The organism is Bradyrhizobium sp. LB13.1 (genome assembly GCF_054056815.1).
Map to the genome: position 1 here is coordinate 4,332,195 of NZ_JBSRYQ010000001.1, position 18,282 is coordinate 4,350,476.

15 protein-coding genes and 3 pseudogenes are annotated in these 18,282 nt (G+C 64.9%); 12 read left to right on the forward strand and 6 right to left on the reverse strand.

What is annotated here, in order from left to right:
- Positions 1–3: 3 nt before the first annotated feature.
- Entirely contained in the window at positions 4–1,185 is a 1,182-nt protein-coding gene (locus ACVWYI_RS20590; RefSeq protein WP_456663030.1) for a bifunctional 2-C-methyl-D-erythritol 4-phosphate cytidylyltransferase/2-C-methyl-D-erythritol 2,4-cyclodiphosphate synthase, read from the reverse strand.
- 281 nt (positions 1,186–1,466) lie between these two features.
- Here ACVWYI_RS20590 and dusB point away from each other — a divergent pair, with 281 nt between their 5' ends.
- Genes dusB through ntrC form a run of 3 tightly spaced genes read left to right on the forward strand, consistent with a single transcriptional unit; the run spans position 1,467 to position 5,092 of the window.
- The gene (gene dusB / locus ACVWYI_RS20595; RefSeq protein WP_354106198.1) at positions 1,467–2,468 is read left to right on the forward strand and encodes a tRNA dihydrouridine synthase DusB; all 1,002 of its coding nucleotides are present in this window, start codon (positions 1,467–1,469) and stop codon (positions 2,466–2,468) included.
- On the forward strand, positions 2,465–3,640 hold the full coding sequence (locus ACVWYI_RS20600; protein ID WP_247353395.1) for a two-component system sensor histidine kinase NtrB: 1,176 nt from the start codon (positions 2,465–2,467) through the stop codon (positions 3,638–3,640). The genes dusB and ACVWYI_RS20600 overlap by 4 nt, the downstream gene beginning before the upstream one ends.
- 9 nt (positions 3,641–3,649) lie before the next feature.
- On the forward strand, positions 3,650–5,092 hold the full coding sequence (ntrC, locus tag ACVWYI_RS20605; RefSeq protein ID WP_007610301.1) for a nitrogen regulation protein NR(I): 1,443 nt from the start codon (positions 3,650–3,652) through the stop codon (positions 5,090–5,092).
- 169 nt (positions 5,093–5,261) lie between these two features.
- On the opposite strand, the gene ACVWYI_RS20610 is transcribed toward ntrC, so the two are convergent.
- Positions 5,262–5,408 (reverse strand): hypothetical protein, encoded by a 147-nt coding sequence (locus ACVWYI_RS20610; protein ID WP_247353393.1) that lies wholly within the window; start codon positions 5,406–5,408, stop codon positions 5,262–5,264.
- 183 nt (positions 5,409–5,591) lie between these two features.
- Between ACVWYI_RS20610 and ACVWYI_RS20615 the strand changes: the two genes are divergently transcribed.
- The 4 genes and pseudogenes from ACVWYI_RS20615 (at position 5,592) to hflX (ending at position 11,249) form a co-directional block, all read left to right on the forward strand.
- A complete protein-coding gene (locus ACVWYI_RS20615) occupies positions 5,592–7,985 on the forward strand; it encodes an ATP-binding protein (protein WP_456663031.1) in 2,394 nt (797 codons plus the stop codon).
- Positions 7,986–8,002: 17 nt separating this feature from the next.
- Complete coding sequence (gene ntrX, locus ACVWYI_RS20620; protein WP_247353389.1) at positions 8,003–9,373, forward strand: nitrogen assimilation response regulator NtrX; 1,371 nt, start codon at positions 8,003–8,005, stop codon at positions 9,371–9,373.
- Positions 9,374–9,611: 238 nt separating this feature from the next.
- The gene (gene hfq, locus ACVWYI_RS20625) at positions 9,612–9,857 is read left to right on the forward strand and encodes an RNA chaperone Hfq (protein ID WP_247353387.1); all 246 of its coding nucleotides are present in this window, start codon (positions 9,612–9,614) and stop codon (positions 9,855–9,857) included.
- 11 nt (positions 9,858–9,868) lie between these two features.
- Positions 9,869–11,249, forward strand: a pseudogene (hflX, locus tag ACVWYI_RS20630) (GTPase HflX).
- 137 nt (positions 11,250–11,386) lie between these two features.
- Here the strand turns inward: hflX and mazG are convergent.
- On the reverse strand, positions 11,387–12,238 hold the full coding sequence (mazG, locus tag ACVWYI_RS20635; RefSeq protein ID WP_456663032.1) for a nucleoside triphosphate pyrophosphohydrolase: 852 nt from the start codon (positions 12,236–12,238) through the stop codon (positions 11,387–11,389).
- 126 nt (positions 12,239–12,364) lie between these two features.
- On the opposite strand from mazG, the gene queC reads away from it, so the two are divergent.
- A complete protein-coding gene (gene queC / locus ACVWYI_RS20640; protein ID WP_456663033.1) occupies positions 12,365–13,078 on the forward strand; it encodes a 7-cyano-7-deazaguanine synthase QueC in 714 nt (237 codons plus the stop codon).
- A gap of 184 nt (positions 13,079–13,262) precedes the next feature.
- On the opposite strand, the gene ACVWYI_RS20645 is transcribed toward queC, so the two are convergent.
- From ACVWYI_RS20645 to nthA, 3 genes are read right to left on the reverse strand one after another with little or no spacing between them, the layout of a single operon-like run.
- On the reverse strand, positions 13,263–13,637 hold the full coding sequence (locus ACVWYI_RS20645; protein WP_456663034.1) for a nitrile hydratase accessory protein: 375 nt from the start codon (positions 13,635–13,637) through the stop codon (positions 13,263–13,265).
- The gene (nthB, locus tag ACVWYI_RS20650; RefSeq protein WP_456663035.1) at positions 13,637–14,296 is read right to left on the reverse strand and encodes a nitrile hydratase subunit beta; all 660 of its coding nucleotides are present in this window, start codon (positions 14,294–14,296) and stop codon (positions 13,637–13,639) included. Before nthB ends, ACVWYI_RS20645 begins: the two co-directional genes overlap by 1 nt.
- Complete coding sequence (nthA, locus tag ACVWYI_RS20655; protein ID WP_456663036.1) at positions 14,293–14,919, reverse strand: nitrile hydratase subunit alpha; 627 nt, start codon at positions 14,917–14,919, stop codon at positions 14,293–14,295. The genes nthB and nthA overlap by 4 nt, the downstream gene beginning before the upstream one ends.
- Before the next feature lie 62 nt (positions 14,920–14,981).
- Between nthA and ACVWYI_RS20660 the strand changes: the two genes are divergently transcribed.
- The 4 genes and pseudogenes from ACVWYI_RS20660 to ACVWYI_RS20675 all read left to right on the forward strand — a co-directional run bounded on the left by ACVWYI_RS20660 (position 14,982) and on the right by ACVWYI_RS20675 (position 18,250).
- Entirely contained in the window at positions 14,982–15,740 is a 759-nt protein-coding gene (locus ACVWYI_RS20660; protein WP_456663037.1) for a hypothetical protein, read from the forward strand.
- Between the two features lie 90 nt (positions 15,741–15,830).
- A pseudogene (locus tag ACVWYI_RS20665) lies at positions 15,831–15,953 on the forward strand (enoyl-CoA hydratase/isomerase family protein); the annotation flags it as partial.
- Between the two features lie 489 nt (positions 15,954–16,442).
- Positions 16,443–17,594: a methionine ABC transporter ATP-binding protein gene (locus ACVWYI_RS20670; RefSeq protein ID WP_456663038.1), complete on the forward strand. Its 1,152-nt coding sequence runs from the start codon at positions 16,443–16,445 to the stop codon at positions 17,592–17,594.
- Positions 17,584–18,250: pseudogene (locus tag ACVWYI_RS20675) on the forward strand (methionine ABC transporter permease). The gene ACVWYI_RS20670 and the pseudogene ACVWYI_RS20675 overlap by 11 nt, the downstream one beginning before the upstream one ends.
- Positions 18,251–18,282 lie beyond the last annotated feature (32 nt).

Here is an 18,282-nt window from a genome sequence, read left to right on the forward strand (position 1 = left end):
ACCTTACACGCTCCAGGGCAGGCGGATGGTGGCGCTCGCGGTGGCCGCGATGCCTTCTTCGCGGCCGGTAAAGCCGAGTCGCTCGCTGGTGGTCGCCTTCACCGCGACGCGCGAGATGTCGACGCCGGAAATTTCGGCGATACGCGCGCGCATGGTGTCGCGCAACGGGCCGATCTTCGGCCGCTCGCAGATCATCGTGACCTCGAGATTGGCGATGCGGCCGCCGCGCTGGGTAACGCGCTCGATGGCGTATTTCAGAAATTGGTCCGAGGAGGCGCCCTTCCATTTTGCGTCGCTGGGCGGAAAGTGCGAGCCGATGTCGCCGTCGGCGAGCGCGCCGAGGATGGCGTCGACCAGCGCATGCAGGCCGACATCACCGTCGGAATGGGCGAGGAAGCCTCTGGTGTGCGGCACGCGCACGCCGCAAATCATGAGATGGTCGCCGTCACCGAAAGCGTGCACGTCGTAGCCCGTGCCGGTCCTGATGTCGCCGAGCAGGCTGGCCAGCCGCGCTTCCTCGCGCACGAAATCCTCGGGGGTGGTGAGCTTCATATTGGCAACATCGCCTTCAAAGGTTGCGACCGTCAATCCCGCCCATTCGGCAATCGCGGCATCGTCGGTGAAATCGCTGCGCCCGTCCTTGGCCGCGCGACGATGCGCCTCGAGGATGACGTCAAAACGAAAGGACTGCGGCGTCTGCGCAATTCGCAACCGCGCGCGGTCCGGCGTGTCCTCGACATTGCCGTTCTCGTCGGTGACCTTGATGGTATCCGTGACGGGAACAACGGGGATCGCAGCGCCAGTGCGGCTGGCCGCATCGATCGCGCGCGAGATCACGCCTTCCGAGACGAAGGGCCGCGCGGCGTCGTGGATCAGGACGATGTCCGGCTTGTGCTTGGCGAGGGCTTCGAGACCGGCGAGCACCGAGGCCTGCCGCGTGGCCCCGCCATTCGTCGGCGCCTCGTGCTTTAACCCTGCGACCGCCGCGGTGAAGATGGCGCTGTCGTCGGGGTTCACCACCGGCTGCACCGCAAACACGTCCGCGTGGCGGCTGAAGGCTTCCATGGCGCGATAGATCACGGGCACACCGCCGATCTCGCGATATTGCTTGGGACCACCGGCGCCCGCGCGCAGGCCGCGTCCGGCCGCGACGAGAACGACTGCGGTGCGCTGTGATTTCGCCATAGGACTCAAATACTCAGTTGGTGATCACGAGAGTCGGGGAGAGGGGAGATGCCGCATGCCTCTAGCACGGCAGGCCCGCAAAAAAAGGGGTTTCCCCGGATTGTGGGATTCAGCATTTTGCTGCACTGCACTTGAAAGTTCTGCAGAACTGTCTAAACTGTAGGCATGACGCTTGACTGCACAAGAATTGTGCGCAAGATGGGTCATGGCAGGCGCGATGAGGCCCCTGCCAACGGAACGGAACTCCTGTGACCGGCTCAGCAGTATCAGACTCTAAGCTGTTGAAAATAGGCGATATTGAAGTCGCCACCCCGGTCTTCCTGGCACCGATGTCGGGGGTGACTGACTCGCCCGTCCGCCGGCTCGCCGCCGAGCTGGGGGCCGGTTTGGTCGTGTCCGAAATGACCGCCAGCGATGAGCTCGCCAACGGCCATCGGATGTCCCGGTTGCGCTGCGAAGCCACCGGGATCGGTCCGCACGTGGTCCAGCTCGCCGGTTGCGAGATGCATTGGATGGCGGAGGGCGCCCGGATTGCCGAAGCCGAAGGCGCCGACATCATCGACATCAACATGGGCTGTCCGGCCCGCCACGTCACCGGCGGCCAGTCCGGCTCGGCCCTGATGCGCGACCTCGACCATGCCGTCAGCCTGATCGAGGCGACGATCGCGGCGGTGAAGGTGCCGGTGACGCTGAAGATGCGGCTCGGCTGGGACGACCGCACCCGCAACGCACCGGAACTGGCGCGGCGCGCGCAGGCATCAGGCATCAAGCTGGTCACCGTGCACGGCCGCACCCGCTGCCAGTTCTACAAGGGCGAGGCCGATTGGGACGCGATCCGCGCCGTGCGCGATGCCATCTCCATTCCGCTCGTCGTCAATGGCGACATCACCACTTTCGAGAAGGCGCTCGCGGCGCTCGAAGCCTCCGGCGCCGACGCCGTGATGATCGGCCGCGGCGCGCAGGGCCAGCCCTGGCTGCCCGGTGAGATCGGCCGACGCCTGAAAGGCGGGGCGGCGGAAGCCACGCCGTCGCTCGAGACGCAGCTGCATTATGTCCGCACGCTCTATGAAGGCGTCTGCGCGCTCTATGGGCTGCGCGTTGGTCTGCGGCACGCGCGAAAACATCTCGGCTGGGCGCTCGACGTCGCGGCCGATGTGAGCCGTGCGCCGGCCGAGAAGCTGAAATCCTGGCGCCAGAAGATCCTCACCTCGGAGGATCCCCGGCTCGTCCATCAGTCACTGCAAGATGCCTTCGACGACTTCGCATGGAGCGCTGCTGCATGAGCTCAGCTGCTGAACATCGTCGGCCTGTTCCGTCCGACAACGACGCGATTTTGGATGCCTTGCCCAATCCCGTGCTCATGATCGGGCCGGACGGCAAGATCGTCGCCGCCAACATCGCAACGGAAGCCTTCTTCGATATCTCGACGCAGTTTCTGAAGCGGCAGTCGCTGAAAGAGCTGGTGCCGTTTGGCAGTCCTTTGCTGGCGCTGATCGATCAGGTGCGCTCGTCGAACGCGGCGGTCAACGAATACAAGGTCGATCTGGGCACGCCGCGCATGGGCGGAGACCGCCAGGTCGATCTGCACGTTGCTCCGCTCACGGAACGGCCCGGTCATATCGTGGTGATGCTGCAAGAGCGCTCCATCGCCGACAAGATGGACCGCCAGCTCACCCATCGCAGCGCCGCGCGCTCGGTGATCGCGCTCGCCGCGATGCTGGCGCACGAGATCAAAAACCCGCTCTCGGGCATCCGCGGCGCCGCGCAGCTTCTTGAGCAGCAGGCCTCTTCCGAAGACCGCATGCTGACGCGGCTGATCTGCGACGAGGCCGACCGCATCGTGACGCTGGTCGATCGCATGGAGGTGTTCGGCGACGAACGTCCCGTGGTGCGCGGTCCCGTCAACATCCATTCGGTGCTCGATCACGTCAAACGGCTGGCGCAATCCGGCTTTGCCCGCAACATCCGCTTCGTCGAGGATTACGATCCCTCGCTGCCGCCGGTGCTGGCGAACCAGGACCAGCTCATCCAGGTGTTCCTCAACCTCGTCAAGAACGCCGCCGAAGCGCTGATCGATGTTCCCGACGGCGAGATCCAGCTCACCACCGCGTTCCGTCCCGGCGTGCGCCTGTCAGTCCCCGGTCAAAAATCCCGTGTATCCCTGCCGCTGGAATTTTGCGTGAAGGACAACGGACCAGGCGTGCCGGACGATCTCCTGACCAACCTGTTCGATCCCTTCGTGACCACCAAGCAGACCGGCTCGGGCCTGGGCCTCGCGCTGGTCGCAAAGATCATCGGGGATCACGGGGGCATCATCGAATGCGAATCTCAGCCGCGCAAGACCACGTTCCGCGTGCTGATGCCGATGTATTCCACATCGGTGAAACATGCCGATCACAGCAGTCGCGACGGCTCTGCCGGGAAGTCGTCGTCTGCATCTCAGGGGGCAAAATGAGGATCAACAATGCCCGCAGGTAGCATTCTCGTAGCTGATGACGACACCGCCATCCGCACGGTTCTTAATCAGGCCCTGTCGCGGGCCGGATACGAAGTCAGGCTCACCGGCAATGCCGCGACGCTGTGGCGCTGGGTCAGCCAGGGAGAGGGCGATCTCGTCATCACCGACGTGGTGATGCCCGACGAGAACGCGTTCGACCTGTTGCCGCGGATCAAGAAGATGCGGCCGAATTTGCCTGTTATCGTCATGAGCGCACAGAACACCTTCATGACGGCGATCCGCGCCTCCGAGCGCGGCGCCTATGAATATCTGCCAAAGCCCTTCGACCTGAAGGAGCTGATCGCCATCGTCGGCCGTGCGCTGGCCGAGCCGAAGGAACGGGTCTCGACGCCGAACGAGGACGCCGAGATGGAGGCGATCCCGCTGGTCGGCCGCTCGCCGGCGATGCAGGAAATCTATCGCGTGCTGGCGCGCCTGATGCAGACCGACCTCACCGTGATGATCACGGGCGAGTCCGGCACCGGCAAGGAGCTGGTGGCGCGCGCGCTGCATGATTACGGCAAGCGCCGCAACGGCCCGTTCGTCGCGGTCAACATGGCGGCGATCCCGCGCGATCTCATCGAGTCCGAACTGTTCGGCCATGAGCGCGGCGCCTTCACCGGCGCCAACACTCGCGCCTCCGGCCGGTTCGAGCAGGCCGAAGGCGGCACGCTGTTCCTCGACGAGATCGGCGACATGCCGATGGAGGCGCAGACCCGCCTGCTGCGCGTGCTCCAGCAGGGCGAATACACCACCGTCGGCGGCCGCACCCCGATCAAGACCGACGTGCGCATTGTCGCTGCCTCCAATAAGGACCTGCGCGTCCTGATCCAGCAGGGCCTGTTCCGCGAAGATCTGTTCTTCCGCCTCAACGTCGTGCCGCTGCGGCTGCCACCCTTGCGCGAGCGCATCGAGGACCTGCCGGATCTCATCCGCCATTTCTTCGCGCTCGCCGAGAAGGACGGCCTGCCGCCGAAAAAGCTCGACACGCTGGCGCTGGAGCGGATGAAGCAGCACCGCTGGCCGGGCAACGTGCGCGAGCTCGAAAACCTGGCGCGGCGCCTCGCGGCGCTCTATCCGCAGGACGTGATCACCGGCTCCGTCATCGACGGCGAGTTGGCGCCACCCACGGTCAGCCCGGGTGCCGCAGTCCAGCATGGCGTCGACAATCTCGGCGGCGCGGTGGAGGCGTATCTCTCCTCGCACTTCCAGGGCTTCCCGAACGGCGTGCCGCCGCCGGGCCTCTATCACCGCATCCTCAAGGAGATCGAGGTGCCGCTGCTCACGGCCGCGCTCGCCGCCACCCGCGGCAACCAGATCCGCGCCGCCGATCTGCTCGGCCTCAACCGCAACACGCTGCGGAAGAAGATCCGGGATCTCGATATCCAGGTTTATCGAAGCGGGGGCTAGCCTTCCCGGAACGGACGGTGGCTCAGCTCCCCCTACCAAAGAGAGCTGAGCCTGTCCGGATCGCGCTGGCCGTTATGGCTGACGCGGTGGGCAGAAGTCCTGATTGGACTGAAATGTTCCGCTGGAACATTGAAAATGGTCATTCAGCCGCGGGACGCGGCCTCACACACTATCTGACAAGCCGGCCTGTCATCGGCATCATGCTGGCGACATTCGCCGGCGGCACCTGCAAACCGGGGCCGTTGACCAGGAGGTCAGCAGCTACAATCAGCAGCAGCACGGCCGACACCATCATTGCGAGATAGAACTTGTCCATGCCCGGTTAAGCCGCTGGGCCGGAAAACCGTTCCCGCAAGCGAGGTCTTGCGACAGCGGCCTGTGGATGCGCCGGTCGGTTGCGACCTGGACGCCGCGGAATTGTCGCAATTCGGCAACAATGTGGTACGAATACATCAGTATCCGCCCGCGGCGGATCCCGTTTTCAGCACCCATTGCCGGAATGACCAGCGCAGAGACCTCGGCCGCATCCTTTGACACGGCCCCAGCGGAAGAGCCCCGGCGTTGGTCGGCGCGACGCTGGCTGGCGCCATTCGCCGTGGCGCTGGCGCTGCTGTCGGCGTTCCTGACCTTCATGGTCCTGACCGGCCTCACGTCAATCGAGCCAACGCCGGCGGTTGTCCGCTCGTTCTATCTGATCAATGCGGGCACGATCCTGCTGCTGGTCGGCATCATCATCCGCGAGCTCTGGCAGCTGATCCTGGCGCGGCGGCGGGGCAGGGCGGCGGCGCGACTCCATGTCCAGATCGTCAGCCTGTTCTCGATCGTGGCGGTGCTGCCGGCGGTGCTGGTCGCCGTCGTCGCCAACGTCACCATCGAGCGCGGCCTCGACCGCCTGTTCTCCGGCCCGACCAAGGAGGTGATCCAGAACTCGCTGACGATCGCGCGGGCCTACATGCAGGACCATGCGCAGCTGATCCGCGGCGACATCCTCGGTATGGCCAACGACATCGCCCACGCCCGGCCGCTCTACGATCAGGATCGCCGCTCGTTTCGCGAGCTGCTGACGTCCAGCGCCGCCTCGCGCAACCTGCCGGGCGCGATGATCATCGACAAGAACACCAACATTCTCGAATCCGCCGACACCGGCATGCGGCTGGCCTATTCGCCGCCGGCGCCGGACTTCCTCAGCAACGTCAACGAATCCGAGCCCGAGATCGCGGTGCTGCCCGATGCGAGCTTCGTCGCCGCGGTGGTTCGCTTGCGTGCCTTCAGCGACACCTTCCTCTACGTCGCGCGGCCGCTCGATCCGAACGTCGTCAACCAGCTCAAGCAGACCGAGCTCAGCGTCGCCGAATACGCCCAGATCGAGTCGCGCCGGCTCGGCATCCAGGTCGCCTTCGCGCTGATGTTCGCGGTGATCGCGCTGACCATCCTGATGGCCTCGGTGATCATCGGCCTCAACTTCGCCAACTCGCTGGTCTCGCCGATCCGGCGGTTGATGAACGCGGCCCAGACGGTCTCGACCGGCGATCTCCATGTGAAAGTGCCGGTGCACCAATCGGAAGGCGACCTCGCCCAGTTGGGTGAGACTTTCAACAAGATGACGCAGGAGTTGCGCAGCCAGCGCGACGAGCTCGTCAACGCCAGCGATCTCATCGACAGCCGCCGCCGCTTCATCGAAGCCGTGCTGTCCTCCGCAAGCGCCGGGATTATCGGCGTCGATACCTCAGGCAGTGTCGGCATCCTCAACCGTTCCGCGGAAAAGCTGATCGGGCACTCCGAAGCCGAGACGCTCGGCCATCCGCTCTCCGACGTGCTGCCCGAGCTCGAAGAGATGATGAAGACGGCGCGGGAAGGGACCCAGCGCCTGGTGCAGGGCCAGATCACGATTACGCGTGACGGGCAGGAACGCAATCTGTCGGTCCGCGTCAGCGCCGAGAAGACCAGCCAGCCGCACGACAGCTACATCATCACGCTCGACGACATCACCGATCTAGTCTCGGCGCAGCGCACCTCGGCCTGGGGCGACGTCGCGCGCCGCATCGCCCACGAGATCAAGAACCCGCTGACGCCGATCCAGCTCTCCGCCGAGCGCATCCGCCGCAAATTCGGCAAGGACATCACCGAGGGCAAGGACAAGCAGATCTTCGAACAGTGCACCGACACCATCGTGCGCCAAGTCGACGATATCCGCCGCATGGTCGACGAGTTCTCGCGCTTTGCGCGGATGCCGAAGCCGGTGATGGAGGGCGAGGACGTCGTGGACACCGTGCGGCAGGCGGTGTTCCTGATGAAGGTCGCCCATCCGGAGATCGATATCGAGGCCGAGTTCAAGGAAGACCCGCTGCGCGCCCAGTTCGACCGGCGGCTGATCTCGCAGGCGGTCACCAACATCGTCAAGAACGCCACCGAGGCGATCGAGCAGGTCCCCCTGGAGGAGCTCGGCAAAGGCCGGATCGACGTCGTGGCGTCGCGCGAGGGCGAGGACGTGCTGATCGACGTCGTCGACAACGGCATCGGCCTGCCCAAGGTGGCGCGCTCGCGCCTCCTCGAGCCCTATGTGACAACACGCGCCAAGGGCACCGGCCTTGGGCTCGCGATCGTCGGCCGCGTGCTGGAAGACCATGGCGGGCGCATCGAACTGAAGGACGCCTCCGACTTCCGCGAGGGCCAGCGCGGCGCCTGGATGCGGATGCGTTTTGCGGTCTCCGGCACTCCCGCGAAAAGCGAGGGGGCCGAACCGGTGCCCGAGGCAACGACCAAGCCGGACATCAGGGAAACGGTCACGGAATCCGTCAAGGATATGGAAACAAAAGAGCCGGCCACTGAAACCAAAGAGCCGGCTGAAAAGACCAATGATTCAACGAAAACCGAAGCCTCAACAGGCAGCTGAGAAAACAGGCGCGACCCATGGCAAGTGAAATTCTGATTGTCGATGATGAGGCCGATATTCGGGATCTCGTTGCGGGCATCCTCGAAGACGAGGGGTTCGTGACCCGGACCGCGCGCGACAGCGATACGGCGCTCGCCGAGATCGCCAACCGCAGGCCGCATCTGGTGTTTCTCGACATCTGGCTGCAGGGCTCCAAGCTCGACGGCCTGCAGCTGCTGGAGCAGGTCAAGAAGGACAACCCCGATCTGCCGGTCGTGATGATCTCCGGCCACGGCAACATCGAGACCGCGGTCGCCGCGATCAAGCGCGGCGCCTACGATTTCATCGAGAAGCCGTTCAAGACCGACCGGCTGATCCTGGTCGCCACCAGAGCGCTGGAGAACTCGCGGCTCAAGCGCGAGGTCAAGGAACTGAAGCAGCTCGCGCCTAGTGCAAGCTCGCTGGTCGGCCGCTCGCCCAGCATGAACCAGCTGCGCCAGACCATCGAGCGTGCGGCCAAGGCCAACAGCCGCATCCTGATCGTCGGCCCCGCCGGTGCCGGCAAGGAACTGACCGCACGCACACTGCACACCGCCTCGGGCCGCGCCGAAGGCCCCTTCGTCGTCATCAACGCCGCCGCGATCACGCCCGAACGGATGGAGCACGAGCTGTTCGGCATCGAGCAGTCCAACGGCGAGCACGCGCGCAAGTCCGGCGCGCTCGAAGAGGCCCATGGCGGCACGCTGTTCATCGACGAGATCGCGGACATGCCGCGCGAGACCCAGAACAAGATCTTGCGCGTGCTGGTCGAGCAGTCGTTCCAGCGCGTCGGCGGCAACGGCAAGGTGCAGGTCGACGTGCGCATCATTTCCTCCACCGCGCGCAATCTGGAAGAGGAGATCGCGGGCGGCCATTTCCGCGAGGACCTCTATCATCGGCTCTCGGTGGTGCCGATCCGCGTGCCCGCGCTGTCGGAGCGGCGTGAGGACATTCCGGAATTGATCGACTATTTCATGGAGCAGATTTCGGCGGGCAGCGGCCTGCCCAAGCGCCAGATCGGGCAGGACGCGATGGCGGTGCTGCAGTCGCATGTCTGGCCCGGCAATGTGCGTCAGCTCCGCAACAACGTTGAGAGAGTCATGATTCTGGCCGCGGGCGGCCCGGAGGTCATCATCACCGCCGACATGCTGCCGCAGGACGTCGGCTCCATGGTTCCGGCGATGCCGACCAGCAACAATGGCGAGCACATCATGGGCCTGCCGCTGCGCGAAGCGCGCGAAGTGTTCGAGCGCGACTATTTGATTGCACAGATCAGCCGTTTTTCAGGAAATATTTCTCGCACGGCCGAGTTTGTTGGCATGGAACGCTCGGCGTTGCACCGGAAATTGAAGGCGCTCGGTGTCGGCTGACGCCGCGACGTGGCGGAGATAGGCGAGGAAAATCATCGATTTCCGTAGTTTTTCGGAGCCATACGGCGTGGGCTGGCGCGTGAAGCGGCTTGCCTAATAAGCCCACCTGTCCTCTAATCGCACCGCTGTTCCTTCCGAGGGGGATCTCATGAGGGACGGCAACCGGGAGAGGCTCCTAATTTCAGAAAGAGGGCCGCAACCGGCACAATAAAAAGAAACTCAAAGCGAGAAAAAAACAATGGCGGCAGACCGCGCACAAAACCTGCAGGACACCTTCCTTAATCACGTTCGCAAAACCAAAACGCCACTGACGATCTTTCTGGTCAACGGAGTGAAGCTCCAGGGCATCGTGACCTGGTTCGACAATTTCTGTTTGCTGCTTCGGCGCGACGGTCACTCGCAGCTCGTCTACAAGCACGCGATCTCGACCATCATGCCGGGCGCTCCGATCCAGTTGTTCGAAGGCGGCGAGGAGCCGGCTTGAGAGTGATCTGATTGGAACCCCGGAATTTCGACGGGGATGCCGACCGTCCGCGGTCGGCAGGGGCCAAGCAAACGGGGCGGGTGCTTGTCATCGGCCCCTACTTGCGGGTGCGCGCGGGTAGTGCCGACGCGCAATCGGAAAGCCATATCCTGCGTGACGCCCAGGCCCGGCTCGATGAAGCCGCCGGCCTCGCGCGCGCGATCGATCTCGTCGTTGCCGACGCCATCATCACGCCGGTCAACCAGATCAGGCCCGCGACTTACATCGGCAAGGGCAAGGTCGAGGAGATGGCCGGGCTGATCAAGAGCCTTGATGTCGAGCTCGTGGTAATGGATTGCGCGCTGGCGCCGATCCAGCAGCGCAATCTCGAGAAGGAATTGCAGGCCAAGGTGCTCGACCGCACGGGTCTCATTCTGGAGATCTTCGGCCGCCGCGCCAAGACCAAGGAAGGTTCGCTCCAGGTCGAGCTCGCGCATCTCAACTACCAGCGCTCGCGTCTCGTCCGCTCCTGGACCCATCTCGAGCGCCAGCGCGGCGGCTTTGGATTCATGGGCGGTCCCGGCGAGACGCAGATCGAAGCCGACCGCCGCCTGATCCAGGAGCGCATCTCCAAGCTCGAGGGCGACCTGAAGAAGGTGCAGGCGACGCGGCGTCTGCATCGTGCAGGACGCCAGCGTGTGCCGTATCGCGTGGTCGCGCTGGTCGGCTACACCAATGCCGGCAAGTCGACGCTGTTCAACCGCCTGACCCGCGCCGATGTGCAGGCGGCCGACATGCTGTTCGCCACGCTCGACCCGACCCTGCGCGCGCTCACCCTGCCGCACGGCGGCAAGGCGATGCTGTCCGATACCGTCGGCTTCATCTCCAATCTGCCGACGCAGCTCGTCGCTGCCTTCCGCGCCACGCTGGAAGAGGTGCTGGAGGCCGACGTCATCCTGCATGTGCGTGACATCTCGCACGACGACGCCGAGGCGCAGCAGAGCGACGTCGACGCCGTGCTGCGCCAGCTTGGCATCAATCCCGATGACTCAGGCCGCATCATTGAAGTCTGGAACAAGATCGACCGTTACGACGCCGAGCAGCGCGAAGAGCTTTTGAACGTCGCTGCGCGCAGGCCGGAAGACCACCCGGCGATGCTGGTCTCGGCCGTGTCAGGCGAGGGCGTCGACGCACTTCTTGCCGCTATCGAGGAACGGCTCGCCTCAAAACGCACCACGCTCGACCTTTCGATCGACGCGGCCGATGGCGCCGGCATCAGCTGGCTGCACCGCAATGCCGAGGTGTTGGTGAAGGAGCTGCACGACGGCCGCTTCGACATGACGGTGCGGGTGGACGAGACCAAGGCGGGATATCGTGGTGAACCGGTTCGACGCCGTGCCGCGCGTGGCGTGATCTCTCCCACGTCGTCCCGGAAAGGGCGCTCCAAGCGCGCGCAGATCCGCGGCCCTTATCCACAGGAAGCAATTTGGTGCGCGGCATTAGTCGCGTCGTATCTCGAACCAGGTGCGATCCCAAACACGACATTGGACTTAGCGGCGGGCTTCCTTGCGGCCCTCTGACGCCGGCTTCTCCTCGGCCTTCGCTGCATTCCACAGCGCGTCCATCTCCGCCAGCGAGGCCTGCTCCAGCGCTCGCCCCTGCGCTTCCAGCGCCCGTTCGATATAGGCAAAGCGCCGCTCGAACTTCGCGTTGGTCGCGCGCAGCGCGGCCTCCGGGTCGGCATCGACATGGCGGGCGAGGTTGACCAGCGCAAACATCAGGTCGCCGGTTTCCTCCGCGATCTCATGCTTGTCGTTGCGGTCGAGGGCGGCCTCGATTTCGTCGGCTTCCTCGCGGATTTTTGCCAGCACCGCGCGCGGGTCGTTCCAGTCGAAGCCGACAGTAGAGGCCTTGCGCTGAAGCTCCATGGCGCGCGTCAGCGCCGGTTGGCCGGCCTTCACGCCTGACAACAGCGATTTGTGCGAAATCTCTTCCGGTGGCCGGCGTGCGGCGCGCTCGGCCTTCTCCTCGGCCTTGATGCGGTCCCAGACTTCCTTGACGTGGGAGGAGGCGAGGTTGCCGTCCTTGTCTACGAAAACGTGAGGATGGCGCCGGATCATCTTGCGGGTGATGGCCTCGACGACATCTCCAAAAGCGAACGCATTCTGCTCCTCGGCCATCCGGGCGTGGAACACCACCTGCAACAGGAGGTCGCCGAGCTCTTCGCAGAGATCGTCGAGATCGCCGCGGCCGATGGCCTCGACCACCTCATAGGCTTCCTCGATCGTGTAGGGCGCGATGGTCGCAAAATTCTGATCGAGGTCCCAGCGGCAGCCGGTCACCGGCGTGCGCAGCGCCGCCATGATCTCGATCAGGCGTGAAATGTCGCGGGAAGGGGTCATTGCGGGGCAGTCTCCTGACTCTAAAGCCTTATGCCAAAAGCGAGCCGCCGTTCCCAGCGTAGCGCGACGGAACAGGCCGATTTCCACCGATTGGCGGGCCGCGCCCGCAATGCTAAAGCGCGGACCATGAGCGACGCATTTTCGACCGAAACCGCACTGGTGCTGTTTTCCGGCGGCCAGGATTCCACCACCTGCCTCGCCTGGGCGCTGAACCGCTTTGCGCACGTGGAAACGCTGGGGTTCGATTACGGCCAGCGCCACGCCATCGAGCTGGCCTGCCGCGACCAGCTGTTCGACGGCATCAAGGGCTTGCGCGCGGATTGGGCCGCAAAAATCGGCGAGAGCCACACGCTGTCGATCCCGACGCTGGCGGACGTGTCCGAGACGGCACTGACGCGCGATGTCGCGATTGCGATGGGTGCCGACGGCCTGCCCAACACCTTCGTGCCCGGCCGCAATCTGGTGTTTCTGACTTTCGCCGCGGCGCTGGCCTACCGGCGCGGCATCACCCACATCGTCGGCGGCATGTGCGAGACCGACTATTCCGGCTATCCCGACTGCCGCGACGACACCATCCGTGCCATGCAGGCCGCGTTGTCGCTGGGCATGGCCCGCAAGTTCGAGCTGCATACGCCGCTGATGTGGATCGACAAGGCGGCGACGTGGCAGCTCGCGCACGATCTCGGCGGCGAGGGGCTGGTTGACCTCATCCGCGAGCAGTCGCACACCTGCTATCTCGGCGAACGCGGCGCGCAGCATGATTGGGGATACGGCTGCGGCGAGTGCCCTGCATGCAGCCTGCGGGCGAAGGGTTGGCGGGAGTATGTGGCGGGAAGGTAGCGCGTCTCGCCTCTCTCGCGCCCCGGACGCAGCGCAGCGCTCCTTCATCGGTGCGCTGCAGAGCCGGGGCCCATCCATCATAGCTTATCGTGTTGCCATCTGGGTCCCGGCTCTGCGCCGCAACGCTTGCGCGTTGCAGCTTGTCCGGGACACGAAGTCCTCGCAATGACGGGTGTGGCGCGAGCTAGCCAAAATCTTCCTGCTTTAGCTCGATCGGCTTGCCGTGAGGCGTGCGATCCGCAGCGTGGTCCCAGGCATCGCGGTAGCGGTGCAGCGTCTCCAATGACGCGACGCCCTTGCGCGCGACGAGGCCTTCCAGCGTGGCGAGCCAGTGCAGATAGTAGGTCTCGCCGGTGTCAGGATCGCCGGCGCCCTGGGCGCGCTTGATTTCGGAGGCCAGGGCTGCGGCCCATTCGGGCCAGGTGAACACGCCGCGGTCATGCAGCGTCAACGCCATGGCGAAGGCGTGCGCCTCCCAGGGGGCGCGGAACACTGGGCCGTCGTCATCGCGCGGAATGCTTGGAATGGCCGCCGTCGCGGCGGCAGCCGTGCTGCTCATTATGCCGGGTCCAGATAGGGCTCGAAGGCGTCGATCGACACCTTCAAGGTCGGATCACCGTCCGCGCCCCAGAGATCGCGGCCCTCGAACACCACCGTGTAGAGCCATTGCGGATTCTCGCCGAGCTCCATCGCCGCCGAATCCGGAAACACGTGACAGCCGTGGTTCAGCTCGACGACACCGACATGGCCGCGCACGTAGCGCGGCAGCCGCGTGTGCGTTGCCGGATGAATGTTTTTCGCGCGCACGCGGTCGCCGATCCCAAATCTCTCCGGCGCCGGAGCAGGGCGGGCGAACTTGCCGCGCACCATGGTGCGCTCGACATTGTCGCGCTCCAGCCTGCCGTGCTTGAGCGCCTTTGCGGGTTGCATCGCGTGGCCGGCGGCGACCTCCTGCCGGGTGAGATAGCCCTTCTCGATCAGCATCTCCTCAAGCCCGAGGAACCATTTCTTGTAATAGGAGCTCGACAGGTACACATGCGGCGGCAGCGTCTCGCGATAGAAGCGCGAGGTGTCGATATTGAAGGCACCGGCCGCGCCCATCGCGCGCACCATCGCCAGCACCCGCGACTCCCATTCCGCATGGAACACCGGCTCGTTCGGCTCCGGCTCGACCTTGCCGAATCCGTCCATGCCGCCCATGTCGTGCACGCCGTTCATGACGGCGCTCCCGGCGTTTTGGGAAAGCCGGTGCCGATCATGGAATCACGCGTGACGAGTTCGGCGAGCTGTTCCTCGCTCCAGCCGTCCGTGCCGTCGGGGCGCATCGGCAGCACCAGGAAGCGCGTTTCGGCGGTGGAATCCCACACCCGGATCTCCATGTCCCTGGCGACCTGCACGCCGAAATCGGCGAGCACGCCGCGCGGGTCCTTCACCGCGCGGGAGCGGTAGGGCGCAGCCTTGTACCAGACCGGCGGCAGCCCCAGCATTTCCCAGGGGTAGCAGGAGCACAGCGTGCACACGACCATGTTGTGACGCTGCGGCGTGTTCTCGACCACGACGAGATGGTCGCCGACGCGGCTGACATGGCCGAGGGTGCCGATCGCCTTGGAGCCGTCTTCCAGCAGCGCCTGCTTGAACGCGGGATCAGTCCAGGCCTTGGCGACGACGCGCGCGCCGTTATGCGGGCCGATCCTGGTCTCATAGGCCTGGATGATGGCATCGAGCGCAGCCGGCTCGACGTAACCCTTCTCGGTCAAGATCGTCTCGAGCGCGCGCACGCGCAGCTCGGTCTCCGACAGCTCGGAATGGTCGTGATCGTGGTGATGATGATGTTCGCTCATGGGTCAAAGATAGTCCCAGAATCCGGGCGTTGTCGAGACGAAGACTCTGCTAACATCGCACCATGGGCTGGGCTGCGAGAACCGGAATAGCCGCCGCAATCGCAGCATTTGGCGCATTCGCGGCGCAGGGTGCGCGCGCCGCGAATGGCGCCTATGCGGTCGATGCCGCCGACATTTCCGAGGTCGGCTCCTGCAAAGTGGAAAGCTGGACGTCGGTCGCGACCAACACGGATTTTTCGGCGGTCGCCAATCCCTCCTGTGTCGTCGATCCCTTCAGGCCGATCGAGCTGAGCCTGCAGACCATCCGGGCCCGGAGCGATGGCGACTGGGGCACGACCGTCGCTCCAAAAGCCAAGACGAACTTCGTCCCGACTGGAATAGGCCGGTGGGGCTTGTCAGCGTATGGCGGCGGATCATTCGACGCGGCGAGCGGCGATGCCATGTCCGCCTTTGTCGTCATCCCCGCGACCTTCCGCCTGTCGGAGACCATGCGCATCAACGTCAATGGCGGCTGGCTGTGGGATCGCACGGTCGATCGTCATTACCTGACCTACGGCCTCGGCTTCGATTGGAAATTCACCGACACGTTGCAATGGACGATCGAGGCTTACGGGCAAGCTGGCGCCTCCGAGGTCGCAAGCGTCGTCCAGCCGCGTTTCCAGACCGGCGTCCGCTACCGGCCGAACGAGATATTCTCCGTCGACGTGATCTACGGCCGCAACATCACCGGCGAAAGCGGCAACTGGATCACCATCGGGACCACGGTCCGGTTTCCGGTCCGCGGCAGCGAGCCCGAGCACCACCGCACCGGGCATTTGTGAGCACCAAGAAAACCAAGAACAGGGGAGATTGCGTTGTCTGACTATGTGAAGATCGAGAAGGGCCTCGGGCCGGAGGGGCGGATTGCGGTGGTGCGGTTCGACCGCGGCGACGGCATCAACGCGCTGTCACCGGAGGCGCTGCGCCAGCTCACCGCGGCCGCGCGCAGTTTTGAGGATGACGCCGCAACCTCTGTCGTGGTGCTGACAGGCAGCGCGGACGCGTTCAGCGCCGGGTTCGACCTCAAGGATGCCGAAGGGCGCTCGCGCAAGGACATGGACCTCGGCACGCTGCGGCAGCATCTCAAGCTCGGACCGCGCTTGACTCGCCTTACGCGAGCGCCGATGTATTTCGGCAGCGGCTATATCGGGAAGGGCCAGTTCTGGGGTTTTGGGCTGATCTTCGGAGTGCTCTATTTCGCGGGGCTCCTGCTGATCGTCCTGCCCTGGTTGCAGGTCCATTGAGCCAGGCCGGAGTCCCCCGGCAGATGAATTTTCTTCGGTGGGGCGGGATTTGGAAAACTTTGTCCAATTCCCCGCAAATATGTGACATTGCAAGAGCGACCTGAAAGGGCGAAGGTGCGTGCTGCGGTGCAGCGCGCTCCACGCGAGCCCTCATCGCGGTTTCATTTTCCGTCGCTTGATGCGATCCGGTTCCCGGATGCCCCAGAGGCAAGCGGAACAATTGTGCATGAAGGCGCCTCCATGAACGCCCACCCATCGCTCGCGATCGGACGGCCGATCGAAGAGCTTGACGCGATCTCACGTGACGCGGTCTCACCTGCCGCGACTGCGCCTGACGCGATGGTTCGTCTCGAGGGCATCTCAAAGACCTATCCGGCCTATCGCGGCAAGCCCGGCGTCGATGCTCTGCAAAATATCGATTTCGCGATCCCACGCGGCTCGATCACAGGCGTCATCGGCCGCTCTGGCGCCGGCAAATCGAGCCTGGTCCGGCTCATCAACGGACTGGAGAGGCCGACCACCGGCCGCGTCGTCGTTGACGGCCGTGACATCTCGGTGCTTGCGGGCCGCGATTTGCGGCTGGCGCAGCGCTCGATCGGCATGATCTTCCAGCACTTCAATCTGCTGTCATCGCGCACCGCAGCCGCCAACATCGCGCTGCCGCTGGAGATCGCCGGCTGGGCCAAGGCCGACATCATCGCACGCGTCGCCGAGTTGCTTGCGCTGGTGGGCATCGCCGACAAGCACGACCGCTACCCGTCAGAACTCTCCGGCGGCCAGAAGCAGCGCGTCGGCATCGCGCGGGCCTTGGCAACGCGGCCGAGCGTGCTGCTGTCGGACGAGGCGACCTCGGCGCTCGATCCGCAGACCACGCGGGCGATCCTCGATCTGCTCGCCAACATCAATCGCGAGCTCGGGGTGACCATCGTGCTGATCACCCATGAAATGTCCGTGGTGCGTCAGCTCGCCAGGGACGTCGTGGTGCTCGACGCCGGCCACGTCGTCGAGAGCGGCCACGTCGCGGATATCTTCACCCATCCCGAACATCCGATCACGCAATCCTTCCTGGCTGAAGTCATCGGCGACAGCTTGCCGGTGTCGCTGGCGAGCCGGATCGTTTCGGAGCTGCCTGCGGGTGGACAGGCCGTGATCCGCATCCAGGTGCGTGGGGCAGGAGCCGGCGACACGCTGGTGGCGCGTCTCGCGCGCGAGCTCGGCCTCGACGTCTCGCTGCTGTCGGCCCGCATCGACGAGATCGGCGGCCAGCATGTGGGCTCGCTGACGTTGGGTATTCCGCTCGGCACTTCTCGCAGCGACGACGCGACGACGCGGACGCTGGCCTGGCTCTCACAATATCAATTCCCCGCGGAGCGTCTCGGCTATGTCGCCTGAACTCATCAACCTGATCATCCAGGCCACCGGCGAGAGCCTGTACATGGTCGGGCTCGCGGCGCTGATCGGCACCGTCATCGGCCTGCCGCTCGGCGTCTTTCTCGCGGACCAGCCGGAAAGGGGAGCTGTTCTCGGCGCCCGCCGTCAATCGCGTGCTCGGCATCGTCGTCAATGCGACGCGGTCCACGCCCTTCATCATCCTGGTCGTGGCCATCATCCCGTTCACGCGCCTCGTTGCCGGCACCTCGATCGGATCGACGGCCGCGATCGTGCCGTTGACGATCGCATCGGCGCCGTTCATCGCGCGCCTGGTCGAGGCCGCGATCCGCGAGGTCGATGGCGGCCTCATTGAAACGGCGTCCTCGTTCGGGGCCTCGCCGATCCAGATCGTGCTCAAGGTGCTGATCCCCGAAGCGTTGCCAGGTCTTCTGCTGGCGCTGACGCTCGCGGTGGTCAGCCTGCTCGGCTATTCCGCCATGGTCGGCGCCGTCGGAGGTGGCGGGCTCGGCGATCTCGGCATCCGCTACGGCTATCAGCGCTTCATGCCGGAGATGATGCTGGCCGTCGTCGTGGTGCTGATCGCGCTGGTGCAGCTCGTCCAGAGCGCCGGCGATTATCTCGCGCGCCGGGTCAACCGCCGGCTGCGGCATCGCTGACATCGGTTGGGGGCGGCCCTCACATCGGGTAT

What these genes read in the sequence shown, in the direction of transcription:
- queC (WP_456663033.1), top strand. Translation starts at nt 12,365, where the DNA reads ATGAGCGACGCATTTTCGACCGAAACCGCACTGGTGCTGTTTTCCGGC.
- ACVWYI_RS20670 (WP_456663038.1), top strand. Translation starts at nt 16,443, where the DNA reads ATGAACGCCCACCCATCGCTCGCGATCGGACGGCCGATCGAAGAGCTT.
- ACVWYI_RS20645 (WP_456663034.1), bottom strand. Translation starts at nt 13,637, where the DNA reads ATGAGCAGCACGGCTGCCGCCGCGACGGCGGCCATTCCAAGCATTCCG.
- nthA (WP_456663036.1), bottom strand. Translation starts at nt 14,919, where the DNA reads ATGAGCGAACATCATCATCACCACGATCACGACCATTCCGAGCTGTCG.
- ACVWYI_RS20615 (WP_456663031.1), top strand. Translation starts at nt 5,592, where the DNA reads ATGACCAGCGCAGAGACCTCGGCCGCATCCTTTGACACGGCCCCAGCG.
- ACVWYI_RS20610 (WP_247353393.1), bottom strand. Translation starts at nt 5,408, where the DNA reads ATGGACAAGTTCTATCTCGCAATGATGGTGTCGGCCGTGCTGCTGCTG.
- ACVWYI_RS20660 (WP_456663037.1), top strand. Translation starts at nt 14,982, where the DNA reads ATGGGCTGGGCTGCGAGAACCGGAATAGCCGCCGCAATCGCAGCATTT.
- ntrC (WP_007610301.1), top strand. Translation starts at nt 3,650, where the DNA reads ATGCCCGCAGGTAGCATTCTCGTAGCTGATGACGACACCGCCATCCGC.
- hfq (WP_247353387.1), top strand. Translation starts at nt 9,612, where the DNA reads ATGGCGGCAGACCGCGCACAAAACCTGCAGGACACCTTCCTTAATCAC.
- ACVWYI_RS20590 (WP_456663030.1), bottom strand. Translation starts at nt 1,185, where the DNA reads ATGGCGAAATCACAGCGCACCGCAGTCGTTCTCGTCGCGGCCGGACGC.
- ntrX (WP_247353389.1), top strand. Translation starts at nt 8,003, where the DNA reads ATGGCAAGTGAAATTCTGATTGTCGATGATGAGGCCGATATTCGGGAT.
- mazG (WP_456663032.1), bottom strand. Translation starts at nt 12,238, where the DNA reads ATGACCCCTTCCCGCGACATTTCACGCCTGATCGAGATCATGGCGGCG.
- ACVWYI_RS20600 (WP_247353395.1), top strand. Translation starts at nt 2,465, where the DNA reads ATGAGCTCAGCTGCTGAACATCGTCGGCCTGTTCCGTCCGACAACGAC.
- nthB (WP_456663035.1), bottom strand. Translation starts at nt 14,296, where the DNA reads ATGAACGGCGTGCACGACATGGGCGGCATGGACGGATTCGGCAAGGTC.